This is a genomic window from Streptomyces sp. QH1-20 (assembly GCF_041283565.1).
In the GTDB taxonomy this organism is placed as follows: Bacteria; Actinomycetota; Actinomycetes; order Streptomycetales; family Streptomycetaceae; genus Streptomyces; species Streptomyces syringius.
Genome location: NZ_CP166299.1, coordinates 1,695,837 through 1,720,611, shown reverse-complemented (window position 1 = coordinate 1,720,611; position 24,775 = coordinate 1,695,837). Strand labels below are relative to the sequence as shown.

Below are 24,775 nucleotides of genomic sequence, written 5' to 3'. Positions count from 1 at the left end.
CACCTCGTGAACCCGAGAAACACCAGATAGGGGCACTCTTCGTGCGTACCACCATCAAGCTCACCGCCGCCGTCGCCGCAGCAGCCGCACTCACCCTCGGCCTCAGCGCCTGCAGCGCCCCCTCCGACACCTCCTCCAGTGGTTCGGGGAAGAAGGGGAAGGACGCCGACCCCAAGGCCACCCTCGTGGTCGCGGCCAGCCCGACCCCACACGCCGACATCCTCAACTACGTCAGAGACAACCTGGCGGAGAAGGCCGGTCTGAAGCTGGAGGTGAAGGAGTTCAACGACTACGTGCTCCCCAACACCGCCACCCAGAACGGCGAGGTCGACGCGAACTTCTTCCAGCACAGGCCCTACCTCGACGACTTCAACAAGAAGAACAAGACCGACATCGTGCCGGTCGTCAACGTCGAGATCGAGCCGCTCGGCCTCTACTCCAAGAAGATCGACAAGGTCGCCGACATCACGTCCGGCCACACCGTCGCCGTGCCCAACGACGCCACCAATGAGGGCCGCGCCCTCAAGCTCCTCGCCGACAACGGCGTGATCAAGCTGAAGGACGGCGTCGGCGCCGAGGCCAAGCTCTCCGACATCGAGGACAAGAAGGGCGTCAAGTTCACCGAGCTGGCGGCCGACCAGGTCCCCTCCCGCCTGGCCGACGTCGACGCCGCCGTCATCAACGGCAACTTCGCCATCGGCGCCAAGCTCAACCCGGCCAAGGACGCCCTGGCCCTGGAGAAGGCCGAGGGCAACCCCTACGCCAACTTCCTGGCCGTGAAGCGGGGCAACGAGGCCGACCCGCGCATCGAGAAGCTCTCGAAGCTCCTCAACTCCGACGACGTCAAGAAGTTCATCGAGAAGAAGTTCTCCAACGGCGCCGTCCTCCCCGCCTTCGGCAAGGCACAGAGCTGACGCTCCGTAACCTCCGCCGACCGCTGACCTCCGGCCCCGCGTACGCTCACGGCGTGCGCGGGGCCGAGGCGCTTGGCGCACCACGGTGCACATGCTGCATGCTGGTGCACTCAAGACGGTCCTGAGCCCACCCGCCCCCGGCGTTGGAGCAGCGCATGACATCCATCTTTCCGGACATCTCCCTCAGTACCGACCGGCTGGTGCTGCGCCCCTTCGACGCCGCGGACATCCCCGCCCTCGCCGAGATGATGAACGACGAGCTCATCACCGCGTGGACGTCCGTGCCCCACCCCTACACCACCGCCGACGCCCGTGACTGGGCCCTGGTGCGCGCCCCCGCCGAGCGCACCGAAGGACGCGGGATCGTCTTCGCGGTCACCGAATTCCTCACCCACCGCCTCGTCGGCATCGTGCACCTGCGGCACACCGACTGGCGCACCCTGGCCGCCGAGGTCGCCTACGCCGTCGCCCCCTGGGCCCGCGGCGAGGGCTACGCCTGCGAATCGGTCGTCGCGGTCGCCCAGTGGCTCTTCCGCGACCAGAAGTTCGAACGCCTCGAACTGCGCACCGCCGCCGACAACACCGCCTCCCAGCAGGTGGCGCAGAAGGTCGGCTGCATCAGCGAAGGCGTCCTGCGCAACGCCTGCATAGCGCGCAGCCGGACCGAGGACGGCGGCTGGACAGACATCCGCACCGACCTCATCGTCTGGAGCCTCCTCCCCGAGGACCTGGACGAGATGGAGGACCGGTACAGCGGCGGCACCGACTACGCCGCGGCCTTCCCCGACTGGCGCTGAGCCGGCTCCCCCTCTTCTCTCCCCGCCGCACCCCTGTGGTCCGGGCCGGCCGGGGTACCCTCACCGTGCCCGCGCAACCACGGGCCCCCGCGACCAGACAAGCCCAGGAGACTGACGACGATGGCCGACCGGGTCACGGTGATCGGGTGGGACGGCTCCCCCCTGTCCGACGCGGCCCGCTCCGCCCTGGCCGCGGCCACCCTCGTGGCCGGCGCCGCCCACCACCTGGCCCTGCCCGAGCTGCCGCCCACCGCCGAGCGCGTCCGGCTCGGCAGCGTCGACCTCGCCGCACGCCGCATCGCCCAGCACCGCGGCTCCGCCGTGGTCCTCGCCGACGGCGACCCCGGCTTCTTCGGCGTCGTACGGACCCTGCGCGCACCCGAACACGGCCTCGAGGTCGAGGTGGTACCCGCCGTCTCCTCCGTCGCCACCGCCTTCGCCCGGGCCGGCATGCCCTGGGACGACGCCCAGATCGTCGTCGCCCACGCCCGTGACCTGCGGCGCGCCGTCAACGTCTGCCGCGCCCACCCCAAGGTCGCCGTCCTGACCTCACCCGGTGCCGGTCCCGCCGAACTCGCCCTGCTGCTCGGCGACGTCCACCGCACCTTCGTCATCTGCGAGGAACTGGGCACGGCGCGGGAGCGGGTCACCGTCCTCACCTCCGACAAGGCCGCCGACCACGCCTGGCGCGACCCCAACGTCGTCATCGTCATCGGCGGCTCCGGCGCCGTCCCGAGCCCCCCGCAGGGCGCCGTCCAGGGCAGCGGACACCCCCGGCCGCGGACCCCCGGCGGCTGGATCGCCGGCCGCGACCCCGGCTACCCCCCGGCCCTGCGTGGCTGGGCGCTGCCCACCGACGCGTACGGCGGCGGCCGGGGCGAGGGCGAGAGCACCGAACTGCGCGCCGCCCAACTGGCCCGGCTCGGCCCGCGCGTCGGCGACCTGGTCTGGGACATCGGCTGCGGCAGCGGCGCCCTGTCCGTCGAGGCCGCCCGCTTCGGCGCCGCCGTCCTCGCCGTGGACCGCGACGCCGACGCCTGCGGCCGCACCGCCGCGGCCGCCCGCCGCTACGGCGTCCAACTCCAGGTCGTCCACGGCATCGCGCCCCAGGTCCTGGAGGACCTCCCCGAGCCCGACGTCGTCCGCGTCGGCGGCGGCGGGGCCCCCGTCGTCAGGGCCTGCGCCGCCCGCCGCCCCGAGCGCATCGTGACGCACGCGGCGACGCGCGACGAGGCCGAGGCCGTCGGCCGGGCGCTCGCCGAGGGGGGTTACGCGGTGGAGTGCGCGCTGCTCCAATCCGTGGAGTTGGACACAACCGCCTGGGTGGAGCGCGAGCGCGCCGTAGCCTTTCTGCTGAGTGGTCGTCGAACACACCCGTGACCTCGGACGACTGTGCGGAGGGTAGGCTGGCGGATCGTTGTGCCGCCGCCCGGTGTCCGACGCCACAGTCACCAATGTCCCGAACGCACCCCCTTCTTGGCGGGGCGCACGGCAGGGTGGGTGCGGGCGACGTACAACGTGCCGCGAGGCACGGACGCTCGTTCTTGACTATGGGCGTGAGCGGTTGGAAGGAGCACTACCGATGGGCGAGGGGTACGCATGACCGACACCGGCCAGTTCCCGGGCGAGGGACAGCCGGAGAACGCAGGCGCACTGACCGGCCAGCCGCACCCCGCGGAGGCCGCAGCCCCTGCCGACACCGGTAACCCCTCCTACACCTTCCTCGACGCCGCCGACGGCACCGAGGAGGACGACCTGCTGCTGATGCCGGGCGCCCAGGGCGCCTGGATGGAACAGCCGGTGGTCCAGGGCGGTACGCACGAGTCCGGCGGCCGGGACACCGGCTCCGTCGACTACGGCGACGTCCGCGTCCCGCCGCCCGCGACGCCCTCGCGGCGCCCGCTGCACATGGGCCCGCCCGTGCCGGATCCCACCGGCGGCGTCGTACGGTCCCTCGCCGACCGCGGCCCGGCGGCACCCCAGCCGGTCCAGCCCGCGCCCGTCCCGGGCCGGCAGCCGGGCCCCGAGTACCTCGACGCTCCGCGAGCGGACGCGGTCTCCGCGCAGGCGCAGCCGGGCCCTTGGGACGCTCAAGCCCAGCACCAGGCCCAGCAGCAGCCCCAGCAGCCCGTGTCCGCCCCGGCAGCCCCGGCTGCCCCGTCGGTGTCCGCGGTTCCCACCGTTCCTTCCGTGCCGTCGGCACCGGTTGTCCCGCAGGCCGCCTTCGTCCCGCAGCAGGCCACCGGTGGGCCGTCCGAGCAGGCCCCGAGCGCGCCGGTGTCGGTGCCCGGTCAGTCGATAGTCGCCGATGGGCCGTCACCGGCCGCCGCGCAGCCGGTAGCCCCGCCCGCGCCCGTCGAGGCCGCAGAGGCCGTCGCGCCGGTCGTGCCCGCCCCGCCCGTCGAAGCCGTCGAGGCCGTGACGCCCGTCGAGCCGGCCGTGGTCGGCGAGGAAGCCGTCGCCGCGGCCCCGCAGGACGCTGCCGCGGCCCCCCAGGGCGTGGACGTGCCCGCGCCCGCGACTGAGGCCACGCCTGTGGCCCCCGTGGCCGCCGCGCCCGCCGACGAGCAGCCGGAGCAGGTGACGCCGGCCGCGCCCGACGCCGTGGCGCCGACCGCCGACGCCGTCCAGCAGCCCACGGCCGCGCCGACCACCCCCGACGCCCAGCCCGTCGCCGCCGATCCGCGGCCGGTCGCGGCCGTCGCGGACCCCGTGCAGCCCGCCTCCGTGCCCGCGCCTGACGGTGTCTCCGTGCCGGCGCAGGCCGCCCCCGGCCCTGACGCGGTGTCAACCCCCGCCGAGGCCCCTGACGCCGTGGTCGCCGCACAGCCGGTGGCCGAGGCAGCACCCGTCGCGGAAGCGGAGCCGGCCGCGCCGGTCGCTCCGGCGACGACAGCCGAAGCATCCGCACCCGTCGCGGGCGATCCGGTCCCCGAGGCGCAGCCCACCGCGCCGGTCGCCGCCGACGTGACGGCCGAGCCGCAGGCCCCGGCCGTCACGCCCGCCCAGCCCGTCGCTGCCGAGGTCGCGCCCGAGGCCGCCCCCGCGCAGCCTGAGCAGCCCGCCCCGGTCGAGGCACCCGTCGCCCCGGTCCCCGTCGCCACCGCTCCGGTCGACGCCGCTCCCGCTGACGCCGCTCCCCAGCAGCCGGTCCCGGCAGCCGAGCCGGTCGTGGCAGCCGAGCCGGTCGTGGCCGAGGCCGCCCCGCAGGAGCAGCCGCCCGCCACGGCCGACGCCCCGCAGCAGGCCGCCCCCGCGGCGCCGGTCGCCGACGCCACCCCGGCCACGCCGGAGGAGACCACGGACGTCCACCAGCCGGTCGCCGAGGGCGAGCCGTCGGCACAGCCCGCCCAGGCCGTCACCGACGCCGCGCCCCAGGGCCCGGTCGTGACGCCCCCCGCCGAGCCGGCCCCGCCCGTGCCCGGTCAGCAGGACACGGCCCCCGTCGCCCCGGCCCCCGCCGAGCCCGTACAGCAGGCTGCCCCGGTGGCGGCGCCCGTCACTGCCGAGGCCGCGCCCGAGGCCGTCCCCGAGCAGCCCGAGCCGCAGGCCCCGGCCGACGCACCCGTCCCTGACGCCGCCGAGGCCACCGCCCCGGCCGAGCCCCCGCACGCCGCTCCCGAAGGCGCCCCCGCGGCAGCGCCCGCCACCCCCGGACAGCAGGACTCGGCCGCCGTGCACCTCCCGACCACCCCGGAAACCGTCCCGGCCCCGGCCGTGGCCGCTCAGGCCGCCGAGGCCCCCGAAGCCGTGCACCTCGAACTCGTACGGACCGAGGCCGCCCCGCAGGAGCAGCCCGCCGCCCTCGCCGAGGAGAGTGCCCCGGCCGGGGAGAGCACCGAGGACACCGCCCCCGCCGAGGAAGCCCCGCCCGCCGAGGAGCCCGCTCCCGCCGAGCCGGCCGGGCCCGCCGCCGTCGGGTACGGCGACGCCGAGCGCGCCGCCGTGCACCGCGTGATGCGGGAGCGCCGCGACATCCGCAAGGGCTTCCGTACCGACCCCATCCCGCACGAGGTGCTGCTGCGCGTCCTGGAGGCCGCGCACACCGCGCCCAGCGTCGGGCACTCGCAGCCCTGGGACTTCGTCGTCATCCGCTCCGCCGAGACCCGGCAGACGATGCACGAGCTGGCCGCCCGGCAGCGCGACGCGTACGCGAAGTCGCTGCCGAAGGGGCGGGCCAAGCAGTTCAAGGAACTGAAGATCGAGGCCATCCTCGACACGCCGGTCAACATCGTCGTCACCGCCGACCCCACCCGCGGTGGCCGGCACACCCTCGGCCGGCACACCCAGCCGCAGATGGCGCCGTACTCCTCCGCGCTGGCCGTCGAGAACCTCTGGCTCGCCGCCCGCGCCGAAGGCCTCGGCGTCGGCTGGGTCAGCTTCTTCGACGAGCGCGAGATGGTGCGCGAACTGGGCCTGCCCGAGCACCTGGAGGTCGTCGCCTACCTCTGTGTCGGCTACGTCGACGAGTTCCCCGAAGAGCCCGAGCTGATGCAGGCCGGCTGGTCCAAGCGACGGCCGCTGTCGTGGGTCGTGCACGAGGAGGAGTACGGGCGCCGCGCGCTGCCCGGCGAGGACCCGCACGACCTGCTCGCCGACACCCTGCGCGGTATCCGCCCGCTGGACGCCAAGGCGCTCGGCGAGGCGTGGGAGCGCCAGAAGCGGATGACCAAGCCCTCCGGCGCGCTCGGCATGCTGGAGATCATCTCCGCGCAGCTGTGCGGTCTGTCCCGCAAGTGCCCCCCGCCCATCCCGGAGCCCGCGGCCGTCGCGATCTTCGCGGGTGACCACGGGGTGCACGCCCAGGGCGTCACCGCGTGGCCGCAGGAGGTCACCTCCCAGATGGTCGCCAACTTCCTGGGCGGCGGCGCCGTGTGCAACGCCTTCGCCAACCAGGTCGGCGCCGAGGTCTGCGTCGTCGACGTCGGTGTCGCGGGCGAACTGCCCAGCACCCCCGGCCTGCTGCCCCGCAAGATCCGCCCCGGCACCAACGACTTCACCACCGGCCCCGCGATGTCCCGCGAAGAGGCGCTGCGCGCCGTCGAGGTGGGCATCGAGACGGCCCGTGACCTGGTCGCCGCCGGCAACAAGGCCCTGCTGACGGGCGAGATGGGCATCGCCAACACCACCGTGTCGGCCGCCCTCATCTCCATCTACACCGAGGCCGACCCGGGCGAGATCACCGGCCGCGGCACCGGCATCAACGACGAGATGCACGCCCGCAAGATCGACGTCGTACGACGTGCCCTGGAACTCCACCGGCCGGACCCCAAGGACCCGATCGGTGTCCTCGCGGCGGTCGGCGGGCTGGAGCACGCCGCGCTCGTCGGACTGATCCTGGGCGGCGCGTCGCTGCGCACCCCCGTGATCCTGGACGGCGTGAGCGCCGGAGCGGCCGCCCTCGTCGCCCGCGCCATCGCCCCGGAGGCGCTCGCCGCGTGCATCGCGGGCCACCGCAGCGCCGAGCCCGGCCATGTGGCGGCGCTCACCAAGCTGGGCCTGCGCCCCCTGGTCGACCTCGATCTGCGCCTCGGCGAGGGCACGGGTGCCCTGCTGGCCCTCCCGGTGGTGCAGAGCGCCGCCCGCGCCATGCACGAAGTGGCGACGTTCGACTCGGCCGGGGTCGCGGAGAAGAGCTGACGTCACAGGGGCAGCCCGCTGCCCCCGCGCGTACGTCCCCGGAACCGGGTGCTGTCGCCCCCGACCGCCGGTGGGCCTAGAGCCCACCGGCGGTCGGGGGCGTGACGCGTGATGTGCGGCGACTTGCGGGGTTCCCTCGACGGAAGCGCGCACCCGCCGTACCTCACGCGGCCCCGGAAGGGCCCGTCCCGCCCTGCCGCCGAGCCTCCGTCGCACCGTAGGGTGTCCCCACCAGCGCATTCGCCCACGAGGAGACCGTCACCCCCCATGGCCGAGCACACCGAAGCCGCCGCTTACCCCGTCGGACTGCGCCTCGCCGGGCGTCGCGTCGTCGTCCTCGGCGCCGGACAGGTCGCCCAGCGCCGACTGCCCGCGCTGATCGCGGCGGGCGCCGACGTCCTGCTGATCTCCCCCTCCGCCACCCCGTCCGTCGAGGCGATGGCCGAGGCCGGGGAACTGCGCTGGGAGCGCCGCCGCTACCGCGACGGTGACTTCGAGGGCGCCTGGTACGCCCTGATCTCCACCGACGACCCCGCCGCCAACGCTGCCGCCTCCGCCGAGGCCGAGGCCCGCCGGGTGTGGGCCGTGCGCAGCGACGACGCCGCGGCCGCCTCCGCCTGGACCCCCGCCACCGGCCGCAGCGAGGGCGTGACGGTCGCCGTGCTGACCGGAGCGGACCCGCGCCGCTCGGCGGCCGTGCGCGACGCCGTGGTCGAGGGCCTGCGCGACGGCTCGCTGGCCGCCCCGCACTACCGCAGCCGTGCCGCCCGGCCCGCCGTCGCCCTCGTCGGCGGCGGCCCCGGCGACCCCGACCTGATCACCGTGCGCGGCCGCCGGCTGCTCGCCGAGGCCGATGTCGTCATCGCCGACCGGCTCGGCCCCCGCGACCTGCTCGACGAACTCCCGCCGCACGTCGAGGTGATCGACGCGGCGAAGATCCCGTACGGCCGCTTCATGGCCCAGGAGGCCATCAACAACGCCCTCATCGAGCACGCCAAGGCCGGCAAGGCCGTCGTCCGCCTCAAGGGCGGCGACCCGTACGTCTTCGGCCGCGGCATGGAAGAGGTCCAGGCGCTCGCCGAGCACGGCATCACCTGCACCGTCGTCCCCGGCATCTCCAGCTCGATCAGCGTCCCCGCCGCGGCCGGGATCCCCGTCACCCACCGCGGCGTGGCCCATGAGTTCACGGTCGTCAGCGGGCACGTCAAGCCCGACGACCCCCGGTCGCTGGTCGACTGGGAGGCGCTCGCCCGGCTGCGCGGCACCCTCGTCCTGCTGATGGCGGTGGAGAACATCGCCGCGATCGCCGAGACCCTCGTCGCGCACGGACGGTCCCCCGAGACCCCCGTCGCCGTGGTGCAGGAAGGCACGACCGCCGCCCAGCGCCGCGTCGACGCGACGCTCGCCACGGCGGGGGAGCGGGTCAAGGCCGAGGGGATACGACCCCCCGCCGTCATCGTCATCGGCGACGTGGTGGCGGCCGGCCTGTCCGCCGACCGGTAGACCGGCCCCGCTTCCCCCGTACGCCCCACCAGGACAAGGCAGTATCACCCCGTGGCTGAACTCATCACCATCGACGACCCCGACGACCCGCGCCTGCACGACTACACCGGTCTGACCGACGTCGAGCTGCGCCGCCGCCGCGAACCGGCCGAAGGGCTCTTCATCGCCGAGGGTGAGAAGGTGATCCGCCGGGCCCGCGACGCGGGGTACGAGATGCGCTCGATGCTGCTGTCCGCCAAGTGGGTCGACGTCATGCGTGACGTCATCGAGGAGTCCACCGCCCCCGTCTACGCCGTGACCCCGGCCCTCGCCGAGCAGGTGACGGGCTATCACGTCCACCGGGGGGCGCTGGCCTCGCTGGAGCGCAAGCAGCTGCCCCCGGCCGGCGAACTGCTGCGCGGCGCGCGTCGCGTCGCCGTCCTGGAATCGCTCGTCGACCACACGAACATCGGCGCGATCTTCCGCAGCGCCGCGGCCCTGGGCATGGACGCGGTCCTGCTCTCCCCGGACTGCGCCGACCCCCTCTACCGGCGGTCCGTGAAGGTCTCCATGGGCGCCGTCTTCTCCGTGCCCTATGCGCGCCTGGACAGCTGGCCCCGCGATCTGGAGACCGTCCGCGAGACGGGCTTCCGGCTGCTGGCCCTCACCCCGGACGAGAAGGCCACCCCCCTCGACACGGTCGCCCCGCACCGTCTGGACCGGGTCGCGCTGATGCTCGGCGCGGAGGGCGACGGCCTCTCCGCCCGCGCGCTGCGGGCCGCCGACGAGTGGGTGCGCATCCCGATGGCCCACGGTGTCGACTCGCTCAACGTCGGCGCCGCGGCGGCCGTGTCCTTCTACGCCGTGGCCACGGGCCGCCCGCAGGACTGACCCCCGCGGGCCCCCCGGGGCCTCAGCCGGTGGACGGCCCGTACACCTTCGTCACCGCCGGGGGACGGGGCTCGACACCCTTGCTCTTCGCCGGCCCCTGGCAGCCCTGGGCCGCCGCGATCCCCAGCGCGACCAGCAACGTCACCACGACGAAGACGATCAGCCGCTGCCGGAGCAACCGGGGGTCGGCCGGCCGCCGGGCACCCGGCCCCGTACGGCTGCCGCCCGGCCGCGAACCGGGGCGAGGGGTCCGTGCCGCGCCGCTCGTCCGCCCCGTCCGTCGGGCACCGCCCGGTCGGGCCGTGCCCGGCCGCGGCGCCTGCGGCCGGTTCGCCTCGGCGGGCCGGGACGGCGCCTGCGGCCGCGGCGGCGGGGTGCTGCCGGGGCGCCGCAAGGTGCGCTGCTCCGCGTACTCCGCGGCGCGCTGCCCGGACGGCCGCTCCGGCTCACGGCGCGGCGCCGGCGGACGCCCGTCCGACAGCCCTTGCGCCTCGCGCGCCGCGATCTCCTTGAGCCGCAGCGACAGCTGAAGGGTGCTCGGCCGGTCCTCGGGGTCCTTGGCCAGACAGGCGTGCACCAGCGGCGCCAGCGCGTCCGGCACGCCCATGAGCTGCGGTTCCTCGTGGACGACGCGGTAGAGCATGACCTCCGAACTGCCCTGGCCGAAGGGGGAGTCCGCGGTCGAGGCGTAGGCCAGGGTCGCACCGAGGGCGAAGACGTCCGTCGCGGGCGTCACCGCGGCGCCCCGCACCTGCTCGGGCGCGAGGAAGCCGGGCGAGCCGACCGCCGTGCCGACGTGCGTCAGTGTGCTCGCCCCGGTCGCCCAGGCGATGCCGAAGTCGATGATCCGGGGGCCCTTGGGGGAGAGCAGGATGTTCGACGGCTTCAGATCGCGGTGCACCACCCCCGCGTCGTGCACCGCGAGCAGCCCCTCGGCCAACGCCGCTCCGATGGAAGCGGCCTGAGCCGCCGACAGCGGGCCCTCCTCGTTGACCTTGTCGTGCAGGGAGGGGCCCGGTACGTACTGTGTGGCGAACCACGGACGGTCCGCCTCGAGGTCCGCGGCGACCAGCCGCGCCGTGCAGCCGCCGCGGATCCGCCGCGCGGCCGACACCTCCCGCGCGAACCGCGAACGGAACTCCTGGTCCTCGGCCAGATCCGGCCGGATCACCTTCAGGGCCACCCGCTGCCCGCGCCGGTCGGAGCCGAGGTACACCACGCCCATGCCGCCCGCGCCCAGCCGGCGGTGGAGCCGGAACGAGCCGACGACACGCGGGTCCTCGCGCCGGAGCCGCATCATCGTCATCTTCATCCCCGCTGCCCGGTCCCGTCTGACGTGGCACAGCTTACGGATTGACGGGCGGGCGCGCTGATAGGCCGCGCATGCGTCGGCGACCGGATTGTCAGTGCCCGGTGGGATCCTGACGGAGTGACCACCGGGCGCCGGCGGCGGGGCCCCGGCTCGGCCGCGCGACCCCAAGGGCCCGTCGCGGAAGGGGGATTGAAGCCGTGAGGGGTGGCCGGGCGGAGAGCGTCGTGGAGGCGGGGGACAGGGCACGGACGTGCGAAGGGGTGGCCGGCAGGGCCGGCCGGAGGGTGGAGACGACGGTGCGCCGGGGCGTGGTGGAAGTGAGCGAAGTCACCCGGACCCCTGGGGGAAGACCCCAAGGCCCGGACCCCGGTCTCCACCCAGGGGAGTACCTCCGCGCGGCCCGGGTCATCCTCGGGGAGGCCCGTCAATGGGTACGAGGGCATGACGCCGGGATGCCGCCCGCCGCCTAAATTGGAATCGAGCGGCGGGCGGCAGCACTCGTCCCCCGAGGTCAGGCGCCCGCCGCTCTCAAAAACGACAGGAGAGGGACGATGGCGGACAGCGCAGCACGCGCGGCCGAGCGGTCGCAGGAGCACCGACTCGCGGGCGTCTTCGGCGACCGTCCGTCCGGCACCCGCCATCCCCTGGTCGCGGCGGCGATGGTGCTGCCGCTGGCGACCCTCCTCGCCGTGGTCTTCGGCGGCTGGGACGCCGTCGTCACCCAAGCGTCGTCCGTGGCCGGAATGCTGGGGCACTGAGAACGTGCCCCAGGCCCGGGAGAGCGGCCCGGGCCGGGGGCAGGCCGGCCGATAACCCCGTGGGGACGGGGGTGCGGCGGACGGCACGAATGGCCGGGTACCTGGGGAGGTACCCGGCCATCGCGCGTCCACGGCAAGGGCAGTCCGCAGGAGAAGGGCATACGACAAAGGGCCGGGGCTTCGAAGCCCCGGCCCTCGGCCGATTCCGGTGCGCGATACTGGGATTGAACCAGTGACCTCTTCCGTGTCAGGGAAGCGCTCTCCCGCTGAGCTAATCGCGCGGGAGGGTCCGTGAAGACCCTGGTGGACGATACTGGGATTGAACCAGTGACCTCTTCCGTGTCAGGGAAGCGCTCTCCCGCTGAGCTAATCGTCCGGGATGCACTGCGTTTCCGCAGGTAGCGTGCGCGATACTGGGATTGAACCAGTGACCTCTTCCGTGTCAGGGAAGCGCTCTCCCGCTGAGCTAATCGCGCGGGAAGGTCTATGAAGACCCTGGTGGACGATACTGGGATTGAACCAGTGACCTCTTCCGTGTCAGGGAAGCGCTCTCCCGCTGAGCTAATCGTCCTTGGAGGTGGAGACGGGATTTGAACCCGTGTAGACGGCTTTGCAGGCCGTTGCCTCGCCTCTCGGCCACTCCACCAGGAGTGTGGGGGCCGGGAAGACCCCCATACATCGAGCGGACGACGAGACTCGAACTCGCGACATCCACCTTGGCAAGGTGGTGCTCTACCAGCTGAGCTACGTCCGCAGTGTCTGCCCGGTCCGCTTGCGCGTCCCGGCGACGTGTTGAACTCTAGCGGATTCCCGCGCCAGCTCAAATTCCGTTTCCCCAGCTTGCTGCGCTTTTCTTTCCCCCTTCCGGCCACCGGCCGCCCCCGGACGTTCACCCGGGCCGCCCCGGGCGACCTCGCCATAGACTCGTTGACGTGCACGACCTCCCTCCCATGGCCCGCTTCGGCGGCCTCCTCGCCACCGACCTGCGCGACGTCACCAGCGACCCGGCCGCCCTGGACTCCACGGGCTGGTGGGCGGTGGTCGCGGACTTCGAGGGACGCCTGATGTGCGCCCGCTTCGGCGACGTACGGCCCGACCCCGCCCCCGCGGTCGCCCCCGGCCGCTGGCGCGGCCCCGCCCCCGACGCCTGGACCAGCTCCCTGGACCGCACCGCCTACACCGCGGGCGTACGGCGCATCCGCGAGCACATCGCGGCCGGCGAGGTCTACCAGGCCAACCTCTGCCGTGTCATGAGCGCACCGCTGCCCGAACCGGCGGCAGCCGACGTCGACGCCCTGACCGCGCTGCTCGCCCGCGGCAACCCCGCCCCCTACGCGGGCACGGTCCGTCTGCCCGCCCACGGCGTGGAGGTCGCCACCGCCTCGCCCGAGCTCTACCTGCGCCGCACCGGCCGCACCGTGACCTCCGGGCCGATCAAGGGCACCGGCCGCACCGCCGAGGACCTGCTGGAGAAGGACCACGCAGAGAACGTCATGATCGTGGACCTGGTCCGCAACGATCTCGGACGGGTCTGTGCCACCGGCTCGGTGACCGTCCCCGAGCTCTGCGCGATCGAAGCCCACCCCGGGCTCGTCCACCTCGTCTCCACCGTGCGCGGGGAACTGCCCGCGGGCCCCGGCGGCGCGAGCGGCGGGGCCGGCTGGGCGGAGCTGCTCGCCGCCACCTTCCCGCCCGGGTCCGTCACCGGCGCCCCCAAGGCCAGCGCCCTGCGCATCATCGAGGCCCTGGAGACCGCGCCCCGCGGCCCGTACTGCGGCGGCATCGGCTGGGTCGACGCCGACCGGGACACCGGCGAGCTGGCCGTCGGCATCCGCACCTTCTGGATCGACCGGCAGGCCACCGGCGGCCCGGCCCTGCGCTTCGGCACCGGCGCCGGCATCACCTGGGGCTCCGACCCCGAGCGCGAGTGGGCCGAGACGGAGCTCAAGGCGGCCCGGCTGCTCGCGATAGCGTCGGGAACCCATCAGCCGCTCGGAGGGACACCACGGTGACGATCTGGCTCGACGGAGCGCTGCGCGACGCGGACAGCGCCCACGTCTCGGTATTCGACCACGGGCTGACGGTCGGCGACGGCGTCTTCGAGACGATCAAGGCCGTCCACGGCCGGCCCTTCGCCCTCACCCGGCACCTCACCCGGCTCGCCACCTCCGCCCGCGGCCTCGGCCTGCCCGAGCCGGACCTCGAGGAGGTCCGCCGGGCCTGCGCGGAGGTCCTCGGCGCCAACCCCATGCCGCTCGGCCGGCTGCGCATCACCTACACCGGCGGCCTCTCCCCGCTCGGCTCGGACCGCGGCACCACCGCGCCCACGCTCGTCGTCGCCGTCGGCGCGACCACCCGGCGCCCCGACACCACGGCCGCCGTCACCGTGCCCTGGACCCGCAACGAACGCGGCGCCCTCGCCGGACTCAAGTCCACCTCGTACGCCGAGAACGTCGTCGCCCTCGCCCGGGCCCGCGAACACGGTGCCTCCGAGGCGCTGTTCGCCAACACCGTCGGCGCGCTCTGCGAGGGCACCGGCTCCAACGTCTTCGTCGTCCTCGACGGGCAGCTGCACACCCCGCCCGTCACCTCCGGCTGCCTGCCCGGCATCACCCGCGCCCTCGTCGTCGAGTGGACCGGGGCCAAGGAGACCGACCTCCCGCTCGACGTCCTGGACCGCGCCGAGGAGGTCTTCCTGACCTCCACCCTCCGCGACGTCCAGGCCGTGCGCGTGCTCGACGGCCGTGAACTGCCCGACACACCGGGCCCGGTGACCGCGAAGGCCATGCGGATCTTCGACGAGCACGCGAGCGCCGACCTCGATCCGTAAAGCGAGTGACGCGACGCCGCCGGACCGGTACAACACCATCGTGACCACCACCCTGCGGCCCACCGCACCCGAGCAGCGCACCGACGACGGCGGCCGCTCCCGCCGTTACGAGATCTGCGTCAACAGCCGGCCCGTCGGCCGCGTCGACCTGGCCACGGACCGCCGCTTCGGCCCCCGCGTCGGCAGGATCCTCCGGCTCGACGTGGACGAACGCGACCGGCACCGCGGCCGCGCCACCGTCGCCGCCCTCGCCGCCGAGGAAGTGCTGCGCGGCTGGGGCTGCGGGCGCGTCGAGGTGTCCATAGACGCGGGCGCCGAGGTGGCCCTGGGCCTCGCCGGCGCCCTCGGCTACATCGAGCGCAACCGCAACATGGCCAAGCCCCTGACGGAGGCTCCCCGGCTGCCCGAGGGCACCGAGGGCCGGTCGATGACCGAGGCCGAGTTCGCCGTCTGGCAGGAGCGCGCCAAGGCCGCGTACGCCCAGGACTGGATCACCCGCGGCGTCCCCGCCGACCAGGCGCGCGCCAAGGTCGAGGCCGACCACGGCAGCGCGCTGCCCGCGGGCCTCGCCACCCCCGGCGCGCTGCTCAGCGTCCTCACCCACCACGGCACGACCGTGGGCATCCTCTGGCTCGCCGTCCGGGAGGGCGGCCCCGACGAGCCGGGCGCGTTCGTCTACGACGTCGAGACCGTCGAGGAGCACCGGGGCCGAGGGCACGGACGGTCGCTGATGCTGCTGGCCGAGACCCAGTCCCTGGCGGCCGGTGCCCGCCTCCTCGGCCTCAACGTCTTCGCGAACAACACTCCGGCGCTGCGCCTGTACGAGTCGCTGGGCTACCGGCCGACAAGCTTCCACCTGTACAAGGCGCTGCTCTGACCCGGCGGCCCTAGCCCAGCAGCCGGTCCACGATCTCCTCGATGCGCTCCCGCAGTCCCTCCTGGCTCTGGCCGCCGTCGAGCCGCTGACCGTCGATGACGTACGTCGGCGTGCCCGTCACCCCGATCGCCTTGCCCTCGGCCTGGTCCGCGTCGACGATCAGCAGGTGCCGCCCGTCGATGAGCGCGGTGTCCACCTCCTCGGCGTCCAGGCCCAGCTCCCCCGCCACCGCCACGAGCAGCTTCTCGCCCCGCTCGCCCAGCTCCTCGGCCCGCGCCAGCACGGCCTCGACGTACGGCCACGCCTGCCCCTGCTCGGCCGCCTCCTCGGCGGCCTGCGCGGCGGCGTACGCGTGCTTGTGCTTCTCCAGCGGGAAGTGCCGCAGCCGGATCTCCAGCCGGTCCCCGTAGCGGGCCCGCAACGCGTGCAGATCGTCCAGGGCCTCGCGGCAGTCGGTGCACTGCAGCTCGCACCAGACATCGAGGACGGGGCGGGCGGCAGGGGCGGTGCGGTCGGTGTCGGTCTCGCTCATGGGGCCAGTCTTCCAGCCCGCGCCCTCCCGGCCGGCCTCCGGCCCGGCCACGGGGGCCGGGTGCCCCTCGGCCCTGAGGAGGAGAGAGCCCCCGGCCCAACCCCTAGATCCCCCCGATCCCGGGCCCGATCCTGGCCCGCCCCGCACCGGCCGGTGCAGGATGGACGGGAGGAGCCCCACGGCTGGAGGACCGGATGTTGATCTCGACCGTCTGCGCCGCGGTGTCCGCGGCCGGCCTGGGCATCGCCCTGCTGACGGCTTACCGCAAGCGTTTTCTCGCCGCGACCCGCATCGCGGCCTATGCCCTGATACCCGTCGGCCTGGTCATGACCGGCATCATCGACTGGGTCACGGACCTGGTCCTCAAGCCCGCTGTCTGGGCGGGCTTCGGCGTGCTCGCGCTCTCCGCCGCACTGTTCATGATCACGCGGGCGGTGGAGCGCCGCGGCGGCGGCACGGGGACCCGCAAGGAGCGCCGGGCGGCCGCCGCCGAGCGGCCCGAGGCCGTGGCCCCCGGTGCCGCCGCACCCTCCCTCGGCCCCGGCCGCACCGCGCAGCCGCCCAAGGGCAAGAGCAAGCCCGGGGCGGGCGGCGACGACTTCTCCGACATCGAGGCCATCCTGAAGAAGCACGGAATCTGATGAACTGCCCCGCCGCAGAGGCGTATTGGTAAGAGCAGCGCCTCCGGCTGCGCCATGATCGGGCGGAGATGAACGATGAACCCGCCGAGCTGACCGAGGAGGCGCGCGGATGCCTCTTCGCGCTCTCCCAACCGCCGCTGATGTTGTTTCTCGCCTTCGTCGGCACCCTGATCTTCCTGACCGGCCTGCACGATCTGTACCGCTGGTGAACCGGCACACCGCCCCCGCGACTCCGGCGCCCGTGCGGGCCTCAGTCCGCCGCTTCCCTGCGGCGCGCCCGGTACGCGGCGACGTGGAGCCGGTTGCCGCAGGTCCGCCCGTCGCAGTAGCGGCGCGACCGGTTGCGGGAGAGATCCACGAAGGCCCGCCCGCAGTCCGGCGCCTCACAGCGACGCAGCCGCTCCCGCTCACCCGCCACGACGAGGAACGCGAGCGCCATCCCGCCGTCGGCCGCGAGGTGCTCGGCGACCGAGGCACCGGGCGCGAAGTAATGCACATGCCAGTCATAGCCGTCGTGATCCGTCAGCCGCGGCGTGGTCCCGGCCTCGGCCACCAGCGCGTTCAGCAGCTCCGCCGCGTTCCGCGTATCGGCGGCGGCGAACACCTGGGCGAATTGGTCCCGGACGTCCCGTACGGCCGCCAGATCCCGCTCACCCAGCGCGCCGACATCGCTCAGGTCCGTGCTCTCGACGAACCGGCGCAACGCCGCCAGATCCGTCAGTGTGTCGCTCGCCGGGCCCTCGGGCCCCTCCGGAGCGGTGTTCAGCAGCTCGACGACGGCGTTGAGCGCGCACCGGGTGTCGTGGTTGATCAGCACGGGCGTTCGCTCCCTGGCCGGCCGGGGACGGCATCTGTTCGATTGCGGGCAGACTCTAGCGGCTCCTCACGCGACAGCGCCGTCGCACGCGGTGGATCCGCGACGACGGCGCCATGCCTTGCCGTGATGCGAGGGTGCGCATCCCGCCTCCCCGAGTGGGCGGGTGCGCGTCGGGCCGGATTCCTCCAGGGGTCAGCTCTCGGCCAGGATGTGGGACAGCTCCGTATCCAGGTCGAAGTGCCGGTGTTCGGTGCCCGGCGGGACGGCGGCGTCGGTCCGCTTCAGGAACGACTCCAGGGCTCGCGCGGGGGCCTCCAGCAGGGCTTCCCCCTCCGGAGAGCTCAACGCGATACAGACGACGCCCTGACCGTGGCTGCGGGACGGCCAGACACGGACGTCGCCGGTGCCGGTCGGACGGTGCAGCCCTTCGGCGAGCAGATCTCGCGCGAAGACCCATTCGACCGTCTCTTCGGCTCCGGTGTGGAAGGTGGCGTGCACGGCATACGGATCGGCCGTGTCGTAACGCAGCCCTGCGGGTACAGGCAGTGAGGACTCGCTCGACACGACGAGGCGCAGGTGCAGCTCGCAGCTGACCGTGGTGTTCATAAGCGCCAGGGCCTTTCGCTCAGTGTGCGCTCGGGGATTCGCACGTCGGCGAAATCGACATGCCACCTACGGTGCCGTTGTAAACCCCTCTGACCGTTTTGAGGCTCTTCGGATACCTCGGACGGCGGTGTTGTTCCGCCGCTTGTACCGCCATACCGGTGAGCACTTCCCGGTCGGGTACGTTGGACCCCATGAACGCGGAGAGTGACGAGCGGCCAGCGGCGGCCGCGGCGGGGGACAGCGCCGAAACAGAGCCGCCTCTCGGCTCCCGGGCCCCGCATTTCATCAAGCGGTCCCGGCCCCTGCACATGAGCTGGCAGGTCGGCGTCTTCATCGTCGGTCTCGCCGTCGTCGCCGCCGGCATCGTCATGCTGCCCCTGCCCGGCCCCGGCTGGCTGGTGATCTTCGGCGGCATGGCGATCTGGGCCACCGAATTCGTCTGGGCCCAGCTCGTGCTGCGCTGGACCAAGCGCAAGGTCACCGAGGCCGCCCAGCGCGCCCTCGACCCCAAGGTGCGCCGCCGCAACATCATCCTCACCACGATCGGCCTCGTGATCATCGCGGTGCTCGTCGGTGTCTACGTGTGGAAGTTCGGCATGGAGCTGCCCTGGAAGGTCCGCGACTGATCCCCACCCCGGCACGGGGCGGGCGCCATGGTCCAAAGCACCGTCTGACATGCGGTAATGTTTGCGGTGCGCCCGGGCGATTAGCTCAGCGGGAGAGCGCTTCGTTCACACCGAAGAGGTCACTGGTTCGATCCCAGTATCGCCCACACAGGACCGAGGGTCCGCAAGGTTCACGCCTTGCGGACCCTCGGTTTTTTTGGTGCCCGCCCGCTCCTCGTCGCCCACCTGCATGTGGACGATGCGCGCCGGACGACGCGGACCGCGCGCACACCTGGAGCACCGGGCGGACGGGATTTGATGGAGAGCCGCCACGGGCTGTATTGTTCACTGCGTTGCCGGGGGAAACGCCGGTAGCGCACTCGGGCGATTAGCTCAGTGGGAGAGCGCTTCGTTCACACCGAAGAGGTCACTGGTTCGAACCCAGTATCGCCCACCCGAGAAGGCCGGTACGTCAAATGACGGACCGGCCTTGTGCGTTGTGCCCAGAGGAACCGGCAGGGGCCACCCCAGCGGCCTCCCCGGCGACCACCCGCAGGCTCTTCCACCGCTTCGCCCGTCCCGGACCTCATGCCGCGGCGGGCACGTCCGGCCGCAGCGGCCAGGCCGGGTCGCACACCTCCTCCGAACCGTTGCGCGCGAACCACGCCTGAAGCCCACGGGCCTGCGCCGAGTGCCACACCGCCTGCCGCGTGTGCAGCTCCGCCGGACTCAGCCGCTCCAACCGCGCCGCGAACCTGCGCCCCACCGCCCGCACCACCTCCAGCGCCGCCGTGGCATCCGCCACCGCGTCATGCGCGCCCGCCAGCTCCACCCCGTACTGCGCGCACAGATCCGTCAGCGTGCGACGCCCCTTGCGGTACCGGTCCAGATGCTTGTCGAGCACCCAGGGATCCAGCACGCACAACGGCGTCACCCCCAGATACTCCGACAGCGGCGTCGCCCGGTGCCGCCGCAACTCCCGGTCCAGCAGCGTCAGATCGAACGGCGCGTTCATCACCACCAGCGGCACCCCCCGCGCCGACTGCCGCGCGAGCGCCCGCGCCACCTCCTCCATCACCGGAGCCGGCCAGCGCCCGTTCCGCTGGAGGTACTCGTCCGTCAGACCGTGTATCGCCGTCGCCCCCTCGGGCACCGGCACCCCCGGATCCACCAGCCAACTGGTGACGACCGGCGCGGACCCCGACTGCGACTGCAGCACGAGGGCCGCCGACACTATCCGGTCATTCTCGACATCGACCCCCGTGGTCTCGGTGTCGAAGGCGGCGAGCGGCCCCTCGAACCAGCACGACATGTCCCCAACTCCTCGCGCTCGACCGGCAATTGGCGTGTTCTCCTCCTTGCCAGGTGATACCCGGCCACCCCCGGATGCGAACCGCCCCTGTTTGCAACGGAGTTCATACGGTGACAACACAGATGTACGGAACCGTTGGACCGGTGCGCCCGGAAGGTATTTCGGACATGACCCTCGCGCAGCCCGACCCGGCCCTGCCGCCGAGCGGCCTGCTGCCCGACCGGATCCCCCCACCGCGCGGGACGCTCGCCACCACCGCCTGCATGGAGACCCTCCAGGTCGGCTATCTGCACGCCGTCGCGGCAGCCGCCGGCTGCTCACTCGCCCAGCCCTTTCCCGACTACGGCATCGACTGGCACGTCAGCCACAGCGCCCCCCGCCACGCCGTCGACGACGAGGTCACCATCAAGGTGCAGCTCAAATGCACCTACCAGCTCGCCCCCCGCCCGCCCGGGCCGACCTTCTCCTTCACCCTCGACAACGACCATCTGGCCAAGCTCGCCCGCACCCCCGTGTCGGTGCACAAGATCCTCGTCGTGATGATCGTGCCCCGGGCCCGGGACGACTGGCTGCGCGCCGGCCACGACCGCCTCGAACTACGCCACTGCTGCTACTGGACCAACCTGGCCGGCCACCCCGTGACGGGCAGGCGCAGAACCACAGTGCGGATCCCGACCACGCGCGTCTTCGACGACCGCGCGCTCTGCGAGATCATGACGCGGGTCGGGGCGGGAGGGAGACCCTGATGCACCGACCGGCCGACGCCCCCCGACGACACCCCGCCCGGGAGCGGGTCGACCCCGCCGTTCTCGGCGCCCTCCTCACCCGCCACGGCTGGCGCCGCCGCGGCGGAGAGCCGGGCCGCTACGGCCGCTGGACCCCGCCCGACAACGCCGGCACCAGCCTCCTCGTCCCCGAGAGCCCCGCCTTCCCCGACAGCGCCGACCTGCTCGCCGAAGCCCTCACCGCCCTCGAACGCAGCCCCGTCCCCTCCGCCCGCGACGTCCTCGTCTCCCTGCGCACCCCCAGCGACGAGATCCGCTGGCACCGCGAGGTCGCCGAACCCACCGCCCCCGCCGCGGCCTGGACCGCACAGGAACGGCTCCGCGCCGGGGCTCGCGCCATGCTGCTCGCCGGAGCGCTCGCGGCCCACGGGCACGCCGGCCACCACGGCGCGCGTCGGCGCCGACAGGCCGAGACCGCCCTGGAGCCGCTGCTGGTGGGCCCCGCCCCCGGCGGCCGGGAACTGACGGTCTTCCTGCCGGTCGGGACGCCGGACCCCGGCGGCCCGGACCTCATCGGCGGCCGCCGGATCACCACCGCCCTGCTACGGGCCCTGCAGGCCGCCCGGGACGCCACCGACTACCAGCGGGCGACCGGCAGGACCGAGGCGTTCGACGCGGCACTGGAGGCGGGCGTGTGCCACGAGCTCACCGAGGCGATCACCGCACTGGTCCGCGGCTCACAAGGCATCCGCGTCACCCTCGACTGGGCCCCGGCCGTCCCCCCGCCCCAGGGGTTCGCCACCCGGCCCGAGCCGGTGGAGTTCTCCCCGGGCGACCTCCCCGCCCTCCGGGCCGCCGGAGCCCGGTACATCCGCGACGAGCCCTCCGTACCCGTGCGGCTCACCGGCACCGTGGTGCGACTGCGACGTGAGACGCCGGGCGGGACCGGAGTGGTGCGCCTACGGGTACTCGCCGGCGCGGACGTGGCGCAGGTGCGGATGGCCCTCGACGAGGACGACTACCGGATCGCCGGCCACGCGCACCTCGTCGGGCTCCCGCTGCGCGTCAGCGGGATCCTGGAGAGCCGGGGCGGCTTCCGCCGGCTGACCGGGGCGAGCGACGTCGCGCCCGTACAGGTCGACGAGGCGGAGCGGGACCGCCTGCTGAAGTCCCTCCACGCCGCCTTCTTCGAGGAGACGCGCGACGACTGACGTCTGTCCGGCGGTTTTCCGGCCGTGGTTCGTCGTGCCGGCAGCGGTGTCGCGCTGGGGGTGCCGCCCGCGCGGCAGCGGCACCCGGACCGGGTATGCGTGCGCGCAGGGCAAACCGTTTCGCTACCAGGGTGCCCGGCTCGGTACGATTCAGGCGCGCAGCGTTCGCTGTCGCGCCCCGTGAGTCAGGAGAGACCGGTGTCAGACGTCCGTGTGATCATCCAACGCGATTCCGAGCGGGACGAGCGTGTGGTGACGACGGGCACTACGGCCGCCGACCTGTTCGCCGGAGAGCGCACCATCGTCGCCGCCCGTGTCGCGGGCGAGCTGAAGGACCTCGCCTACGCGGTCGCCGACGGCGACGAGGTCGAGCCCGTCGAGATCTCCTCCGAGGACGGCCTCAACATCCTGCGCCACTCGACGGCCCACGTCATGGCCCAGGCCGTGCAGGAGCTCTTCCCCGAGGCCAAGCTGGGCATCGGCCCGCCGGTCAAGGACGGCTTCTACTACGACTTCGACGTCGAGAAGCCCTTCCACCCCGATGACCTCAAGGCCATCGAGAAGAAAATGCAGGAGATCCAGAAGCGGGGCCAGAAGTTCTCCCGCCGTGTGGTGACCGACGAGGCCGCCCGCGAGGAGCTCGCCGACGAGCCCTACAAGCTGGAGCTGATCGGCCTCAAGGGCTCCGCCTCGCACGAGGACGGCGCGGACGTCGAGGTGGGCGCCGGCGAGCTCACCATCTACGACAACCTGGACCCGAAGACCGGCGAGACGTGCTGGAGCGACCTCTGCCGCGGTCCGCACCTGCCGACCACCCGGTTCATCCCGGCCTTCAAGCTCATGCGCAACGCGGCGGCGTACTGGCGCGGCAGCGAGAAGAACCCCATGTTGCAGCGCATCTACGGCACCGCGTGGCCGACGAAGGACGAGCTGAAGGCGCACCTGGAGTTCCTCGCCGAGGCCGAGAAGCGCGACCACCGCAAGCTCGGTTCCGAGCTCGACCTCTTCTCCATCCCGGACGAGATCGGCTCGGGTCTCGCGGTCTTCCACCCCCGTGGCGGCATCATCCGCCGGGTCATGGAGGACTACTCGCGTCGGCGTCACGAGGAGGAGGGGTACGAGTTCGTCTACACCCCGCACGCCACCAAGGGCGCGCTCTTCGAGAAGTCGGGCCACCTGGACTGGTACGCCGACGGCATGTACCCCCCCATGCAGCTCGACGCGGGCACGGACTACTACCTCAAGCCCATGAACTGCCCGATGCACAACCTGATCTTCGACGCGCGCGGGCGTTCGTACCGTGAGCTGCCGCTGCGCCTGTTCGAGTTCGGGACCGTGTACCGGTACGAGAAGTCGGGCGTCGTGCACGGCCTGACCCGCGCCCGTGGCTTCACGCAGGACGACGCGCACATCTACTGCACCCGCGAGCAGATGGCGGAGGAGCTCGACACGACGCTGACCTTCGTGCTCGACCTGCTCCGTGACTACGGTCTGAACGACTTCTACCTGGAGCTGTCCACCAAGGACCCGGAGAAGTTCGTCGGATCCGACGAGGCGTGGGAAGAGGCCACCGAGACCCTGCGCAAGGTCGCGGAGAAGCAGGGCCTCGAACTGGTCGCCGACCCGGGTGGCGCGGCGTTCTACGGCCCGAAGATCTCGGTCCAGGCGCGGGACGCCATCGGCCGTACGTGGCAGATGTCGACCATCCAGCTCGACTTCAACCTCCCCGAGCGTTTCGACCTCGAGTACACCGGTGCCGACGGCACCAAGCAGCGCCCGGTCATGATCCACCGTGCGCTGTTCGGCAGCATCGAAAGGTTCTTCGCCGTTCTGCTGGAGCACTACGCGGGTGCGTTCCCTGCGTGGCTGGCCCCGGTCCAGGCCGTCGGCATCCCGATCGGTGACGGGCACGTCGAGTACCTGCAGGACTTCGCCGCCGAGGCGAAGAAGAAGGGGCTGCGGGTCGAGGTCGACGCTTCGTCGGACCGGATGCAGAAAAAGATCAGGAACCACCAGAAGGCCAAGGTTCCGTTCATGATCATCGTCGGTGACGAGGACATGGCCGCGGGCACGGTGTCCTTCCGCTACCGCGACGGTTCGCAGGAGAATGGCATCGCCCGCGACGAGGCGATCGCGAAGCTCGTTGATGTCGTGGAGCGTCGCGTCCAGGTGTGATGCGTTCCCCGCGCACGCGGGGATAGAGGGGCGGCCCATCAGGGCCGCCCCTCGGCGCATCTCCGCCCGCCCGGGGAATATGCTGCTCAACATGACGACTGAGCCGGAACAGCAGATCGGAGTCGGGACGCCGGACGCGTTCCAGCGCCTGTGGACGCCCCACCGGATGGCGTACATCCAGGGTGAGAACAAGCCGACCGGCCCCGGTGCCGACGACGGCTGTCCGTTCTGCTCGATTCCCGAGAAGAGCGACGAGGACGGGCTGATCATCGCCCGAGGTGAGCGCGTGTACGCGGTGCTCAACCTCTACCCGTACAACGGCGGGCACCTCATGGTCGTCCCCTTCCGGCACATCGCCGACTACACGGAGCTCGACGACGCCGAGACCCTGGAGCTCGCGGAGTTCACCAAGCGGGCCATGGCCGCCCTGCGGGCTGCCTCCGGGGCGCACGGGTTCAACATCGGCATGAACCAGGGCAGCGTGGCCGGCGCCGGCATCGCCGCCCACCTGCACCAGCACATCGTGCCGCGCTGGGGCGGGGACACCAATTTCCTGCCCGTCATCGGCCACACCAAGGTGCTGCCCCAACTGCTCGCCGACACGCGGAAGATGCTCGCGGACGTCTGGCCGACCGTCTGACCTCGTCGTA

22 protein-coding genes and 8 tRNA genes are annotated in these 24,775 nt (G+C 73.0%); 19 read left to right on the top strand and 11 right to left on the bottom strand.

What is annotated here, in order from left to right:
* Positions 1-41: 41 nt before the first annotated feature.
* The 6 genes from AB8O64_RS07635 (at position 42) to AB8O64_RS07610 (ending at position 9,724) form a co-directional block, all read left to right on the top strand.
* Positions 42-914 carry a MetQ/NlpA family ABC transporter substrate-binding protein gene (locus tag AB8O64_RS07635; RefSeq protein ID WP_370418504.1) on the top strand — a complete coding sequence of 291 codons (873 nt, stop codon included), beginning with the start codon at positions 42-44 and terminating at the stop codon, positions 912-914.
* 155 nt (positions 915-1,069) lie between these two features.
* Positions 1,070-1,711, top strand: a complete 642-nt coding sequence (locus tag AB8O64_RS07630) for a GNAT family N-acetyltransferase (RefSeq protein ID WP_370418503.1) — start codon at positions 1,070-1,072, stop codon at positions 1,709-1,711.
* 120 nt (positions 1,712-1,831) lie between these two features.
* Positions 1,832-3,091 carry a precorrin-6y C5,15-methyltransferase (decarboxylating) subunit CbiE gene (gene cbiE, locus AB8O64_RS07625; protein ID WP_370418502.1) on the top strand — a complete coding sequence of 420 codons (1,260 nt, stop codon included), beginning with the start codon at positions 1,832-1,834 and terminating at the stop codon, positions 3,089-3,091.
* Positions 3,092-3,310: 219 nt separating this feature from the next.
* Entirely contained in the window at positions 3,311-7,351 is a 4,041-nt protein-coding gene (cobT, locus tag AB8O64_RS07620) for a nicotinate-nucleotide--dimethylbenzimidazole phosphoribosyltransferase (RefSeq protein WP_370418501.1), read from the top strand.
* Between the two features lie 267 nt (positions 7,352-7,618).
* A complete protein-coding gene (gene cobA / locus AB8O64_RS07615) occupies positions 7,619-8,854 on the top strand; it encodes a uroporphyrinogen-III C-methyltransferase (RefSeq protein ID WP_370418500.1) in 1,236 nt (411 codons plus the stop codon).
* A gap of 51 nt (positions 8,855-8,905) precedes the next feature.
* On the top strand, positions 8,906-9,724 hold the full coding sequence (locus tag AB8O64_RS07610; protein WP_370418499.1) for a TrmH family RNA methyltransferase: 819 nt from the start codon (positions 8,906-8,908) through the stop codon (positions 9,722-9,724).
* A gap of 22 nt (positions 9,725-9,746) precedes the next feature.
* Here the strand turns inward: AB8O64_RS07610 and AB8O64_RS07605 are convergent, their stop codons facing one another.
* Positions 9,747-11,036, bottom strand: a complete 1,290-nt coding sequence (locus AB8O64_RS07605) for a protein kinase (protein WP_370418498.1) — start codon at positions 11,034-11,036, stop codon at positions 9,747-9,749.
* A 551-nt stretch (positions 11,037-11,587) separates the two neighbouring features.
* Here AB8O64_RS07605 and AB8O64_RS07600 point away from each other — a divergent pair.
* The gene (locus tag AB8O64_RS07600; protein ID WP_370418497.1) at positions 11,588-11,794 is read left to right on the top strand and encodes a hypothetical protein; all 207 of its coding nucleotides are present in this window, start codon (positions 11,588-11,590) and stop codon (positions 11,792-11,794) included.
* 209 nt (positions 11,795-12,003) lie between these two features.
* Here the strand turns inward: AB8O64_RS07600 and AB8O64_RS07595 are convergent.
* From AB8O64_RS07595 to AB8O64_RS07570, 6 genes are all read right to left on the bottom strand, one after another.
* Positions 12,004-12,075 (bottom strand) — tRNA-Val (locus tag AB8O64_RS07595).
* Between the two features lie 20 nt (positions 12,076-12,095).
* Positions 12,096-12,170: transfer RNA gene (locus AB8O64_RS07590), tRNA-Val, on the bottom strand.
* Between the two features lie 28 nt (positions 12,171-12,198).
* Positions 12,199-12,270: transfer RNA gene (locus tag AB8O64_RS07585), tRNA-Val, on the bottom strand.
* 20 nt (positions 12,271-12,290) lie between these two features.
* Positions 12,291-12,365: transfer RNA gene (locus tag AB8O64_RS07580), tRNA-Val, on the bottom strand.
* Between the two features lies 1 nt (position 12,366).
* A tRNA-Cys gene (locus AB8O64_RS07575) sits at positions 12,367-12,440 on the bottom strand.
* A gap of 35 nt (positions 12,441-12,475) precedes the next feature.
* Positions 12,476-12,548 (bottom strand) — tRNA-Gly (locus tag AB8O64_RS07570).
* Between the two features lie 178 nt (positions 12,549-12,726).
* On the opposite strand from AB8O64_RS07570, the gene AB8O64_RS07565 reads away from it, so the two are divergent.
* The 3 genes from AB8O64_RS07565 to AB8O64_RS07555 are packed head-to-tail and all read left to right on the top strand — an operon-like array spanning position 12,727 to position 15,501.
* Complete coding sequence (locus AB8O64_RS07565; protein WP_370418496.1) at positions 12,727-13,806, top strand: chorismate-binding protein; 1,080 nt, start codon at positions 12,727-12,729, stop codon at positions 13,804-13,806.
* Positions 13,803-14,624 (top strand): aminotransferase class IV, encoded by an 822-nt coding sequence (locus AB8O64_RS07560; protein WP_370418495.1) that lies wholly within the window; start codon positions 13,803-13,805, stop codon positions 14,622-14,624. The genes AB8O64_RS07565 and AB8O64_RS07560 overlap by 4 nt, the downstream gene beginning before the upstream one ends.
* Positions 14,625-14,664: 40 nt before the next feature.
* Positions 14,665-15,501 (top strand): GNAT family N-acetyltransferase, encoded by an 837-nt coding sequence (locus AB8O64_RS07555; RefSeq protein ID WP_370418494.1) that lies wholly within the window; start codon positions 14,665-14,667, stop codon positions 15,499-15,501.
* Between the two features lie 10 nt (positions 15,502-15,511).
* On the opposite strand, the gene AB8O64_RS07550 is transcribed toward AB8O64_RS07555, so the two are convergent.
* The gene (locus AB8O64_RS07550; RefSeq protein WP_356452467.1) at positions 15,512-16,033 is read right to left on the bottom strand and encodes a DsbA family protein; all 522 of its coding nucleotides are present in this window, start codon (positions 16,031-16,033) and stop codon (positions 15,512-15,514) included.
* A gap of 194 nt (positions 16,034-16,227) precedes the next feature.
* Between AB8O64_RS07550 and AB8O64_RS07545 the strand changes: the two genes are divergently transcribed.
* The gene (locus AB8O64_RS07545) at positions 16,228-16,674 is read left to right on the top strand and encodes a hypothetical protein (protein WP_370418493.1); all 447 of its coding nucleotides are present in this window, start codon (positions 16,228-16,230) and stop codon (positions 16,672-16,674) included.
* A 68-nt stretch (positions 16,675-16,742) separates the two neighbouring features.
* A complete protein-coding gene (locus AB8O64_RS07540; RefSeq protein ID WP_356452471.1) occupies positions 16,743-16,883 on the top strand; it encodes a hypothetical protein in 141 nt (46 codons plus the stop codon).
* A 41-nt stretch (positions 16,884-16,924) separates the two neighbouring features.
* On the opposite strand, the gene AB8O64_RS07535 is transcribed toward AB8O64_RS07540, so the two are convergent.
* Entirely contained in the window at positions 16,925-17,491 is a 567-nt protein-coding gene (locus AB8O64_RS07535; protein ID WP_370418492.1) for a CGNR zinc finger domain-containing protein, read from the bottom strand.
* Positions 17,492-17,683: 192 nt separating this feature from the next.
* Positions 17,684-18,097: an SsgA family sporulation/cell division regulator gene (locus tag AB8O64_RS07530; RefSeq protein WP_003959770.1), complete on the bottom strand. Its 414-nt coding sequence runs from the start codon at positions 18,095-18,097 to the stop codon at positions 17,684-17,686.
* 191 nt (positions 18,098-18,288) lie between these two features.
* On the opposite strand from AB8O64_RS07530, the gene AB8O64_RS07525 reads away from it, so the two are divergent.
* The 3 genes from AB8O64_RS07525 to AB8O64_RS07515 all read left to right on the top strand — a co-directional run bounded on the left by AB8O64_RS07525 (position 18,289) and on the right by AB8O64_RS07515 (position 19,156).
* Positions 18,289-18,723 (top strand): TIGR02611 family protein, encoded by a 435-nt coding sequence (locus AB8O64_RS07525; protein WP_362214091.1) that lies wholly within the window; start codon positions 18,289-18,291, stop codon positions 18,721-18,723.
* Between the two features lie 74 nt (positions 18,724-18,797).
* A tRNA-Val gene (locus AB8O64_RS07520) sits at positions 18,798-18,869 on the top strand.
* A gap of 215 nt (positions 18,870-19,084) precedes the next feature.
* Positions 19,085-19,156, top strand: a tRNA-Val gene (locus tag AB8O64_RS07515).
* Positions 19,157-19,288: 132 nt separating this feature from the next.
* Here AB8O64_RS07515 and AB8O64_RS07510 read toward each other — a convergent pair.
* Entirely contained in the window at positions 19,289-20,014 is a 726-nt protein-coding gene (locus tag AB8O64_RS07510; protein WP_356452477.1) for a 3'-5' exonuclease, read from the bottom strand.
* Between the two features lie 167 nt (positions 20,015-20,181).
* On the opposite strand from AB8O64_RS07510, the gene AB8O64_RS07505 reads away from it, so the two are divergent.
* From AB8O64_RS07505 to AB8O64_RS07490, 4 genes are all read left to right on the top strand, one after another.
* On the top strand, positions 20,182-20,760 hold the full coding sequence (locus AB8O64_RS07505) for a DUF4365 domain-containing protein (RefSeq protein ID WP_356452478.1): 579 nt from the start codon (positions 20,182-20,184) through the stop codon (positions 20,758-20,760).
* A complete protein-coding gene (locus tag AB8O64_RS07500; protein ID WP_370418491.1) occupies positions 20,760-21,950 on the top strand; it encodes a hypothetical protein in 1,191 nt (396 codons plus the stop codon). Before AB8O64_RS07505 ends, AB8O64_RS07500 begins: the two co-directional genes overlap by 1 nt.
* A 198-nt stretch (positions 21,951-22,148) precedes the next feature.
* Positions 22,149-24,125: a threonine--tRNA ligase gene (gene thrS / locus AB8O64_RS07495; RefSeq protein ID WP_370418490.1), complete on the top strand. Its 1,977-nt coding sequence runs from the start codon at positions 22,149-22,151 to the stop codon at positions 24,123-24,125.
* A gap of 79 nt (positions 24,126-24,204) precedes the next feature.
* A complete protein-coding gene (locus AB8O64_RS07490) occupies positions 24,205-24,765 on the top strand; it encodes an HIT domain-containing protein (protein ID WP_184733586.1) in 561 nt (186 codons plus the stop codon).
* The last annotated feature ends 10 nt before the right edge of the window (positions 24,766-24,775 follow it).

What these genes read in the sequence shown, in the direction of transcription:
- AB8O64_RS07630 (WP_370418503.1), top strand. Translation starts at nt 1,070, where the DNA reads ATGACATCCATCTTTCCGGACATCTCCCTCAGTACCGACCGGCTGGTG.
- cbiE (WP_370418502.1), top strand. Translation starts at nt 1,832, where the DNA reads ATGGCCGACCGGGTCACGGTGATCGGGTGGGACGGCTCCCCCCTGTCC.
- cobT (WP_370418501.1), top strand. Translation starts at nt 3,311, where the DNA reads ATGACCGACACCGGCCAGTTCCCGGGCGAGGGACAGCCGGAGAACGCA.
- cobA (WP_370418500.1), top strand. Translation starts at nt 7,619, where the DNA reads ATGGCCGAGCACACCGAAGCCGCCGCTTACCCCGTCGGACTGCGCCTC.
- AB8O64_RS07605 (WP_370418498.1), bottom strand. Translation starts at nt 11,036, where the DNA reads ATGAAGATGACGATGATGCGGCTCCGGCGCGAGGACCCGCGTGTCGTC.
- AB8O64_RS07600 (WP_370418497.1), top strand. Translation starts at nt 11,588, where the DNA reads ATGGCGGACAGCGCAGCACGCGCGGCCGAGCGGTCGCAGGAGCACCGA.
- AB8O64_RS07550 (WP_356452467.1), bottom strand. Translation starts at nt 16,033, where the DNA reads ATGAGCGAGACCGACACCGACCGCACCGCCCCTGCCGCCCGCCCCGTC.
- AB8O64_RS07545 (WP_370418493.1), top strand. Translation starts at nt 16,228, where the DNA reads ATGTTGATCTCGACCGTCTGCGCCGCGGTGTCCGCGGCCGGCCTGGGC.
- AB8O64_RS07540 (WP_356452471.1), top strand. Translation starts at nt 16,743, where the DNA reads ATGAACGATGAACCCGCCGAGCTGACCGAGGAGGCGCGCGGATGCCTC.
- AB8O64_RS07530 (WP_003959770.1), bottom strand. Translation starts at nt 18,097, where the DNA reads ATGAACACCACGGTCAGCTGCGAGCTGCACCTGCGCCTCGTCGTGTCG.
- AB8O64_RS07525 (WP_362214091.1), top strand. Translation starts at nt 18,289, where the DNA reads ATGAACGCGGAGAGTGACGAGCGGCCAGCGGCGGCCGCGGCGGGGGAC.
- AB8O64_RS07510 (WP_356452477.1), bottom strand. Translation starts at nt 20,014, where the DNA reads ATGTCGTGCTGGTTCGAGGGGCCGCTCGCCGCCTTCGACACCGAGACC.
- AB8O64_RS07505 (WP_356452478.1), top strand. Translation starts at nt 20,182, where the DNA reads ATGACCCTCGCGCAGCCCGACCCGGCCCTGCCGCCGAGCGGCCTGCTG.
- AB8O64_RS07500 (WP_370418491.1), top strand. Translation starts at nt 20,760, where the DNA reads ATGCACCGACCGGCCGACGCCCCCCGACGACACCCCGCCCGGGAGCGG.
- AB8O64_RS07490 (WP_184733586.1), top strand. Translation starts at nt 24,205, where the DNA reads ATGCTGCTCAACATGACGACTGAGCCGGAACAGCAGATCGGAGTCGGG.